The organism is Thermus thalpophilus (assembly GCF_022760915.1).
Classification (GTDB): domain Bacteria; phylum Deinococcota; class Deinococci; order Deinococcales; family Thermaceae; genus Thermus; species Thermus thalpophilus.
On sequence record NZ_JAKTNS010000118.1, the window covers coordinates 1 to 500 of the forward strand.

1 protein-coding gene and 1 pseudogene are annotated in these 500 nt (G+C 68.8%); one reads left to right on the plus strand and one right to left on the minus strand.

The window, feature by feature from the left end:
* Positions 1–204, minus strand: a pseudogene (locus L0D17_RS13265) (IS4-like element ISTth2 family transposase); the annotation flags it as partial.
* A 58-nt stretch (positions 205–262) separates the two neighbouring features.
* Between L0D17_RS13265 and L0D17_RS13270 the strand changes: the two are divergent.
* Positions 263–500: hypothetical protein (locus L0D17_RS13270; RefSeq protein WP_243095713.1), on the plus strand; the 238-nt coding region annotated here is incomplete at its 3' end.

Below are 500 nucleotides of genomic sequence, written 5' to 3' on the forward strand. Positions count from 1 at the left end.
CCTGAGCCCGTGCCGGTCCAGCCCAAACCCCCGCCCCTTCAGGTCCCGGAAGGCCAGATACCAGGGCTCCCGCTTCCCCTGGGCCAGGAAGAGCCCCACCTCCACCTCCCCCCCGCCCCGCCCAAAGAGACGAACCCGCTGGCGCTCGGGCCTGGGCACCTCCGGGTAGCGCTCCCCCAGGAGGAAGCGCTCCCCCGTTTCCATTTCCACCTCCCGGTGGGCTTGCCTTGCAAACCTCGTCTACGGTATACATCCTAGCGCCATGGGCAAGCGCGGCTTTCCCCGGCGAGAACCGAGCCCCAAAGAGGTCCTCACCCACTGCCTCCGCCTCGCCCAGGAGGTGGCCCCTCCCACCCCCACGGGCCGAAGGGGGAGACCCTGGCGCTACCCCCACGCCCTCTACCTCGCCCTCCTCCTCTTCCGCGCCTTCTACGACCTCACCTACCGGAAAACCGAAGCCGTAGTCCAAGACCTGATGGAAGACCCCTTCCCCTCCCACC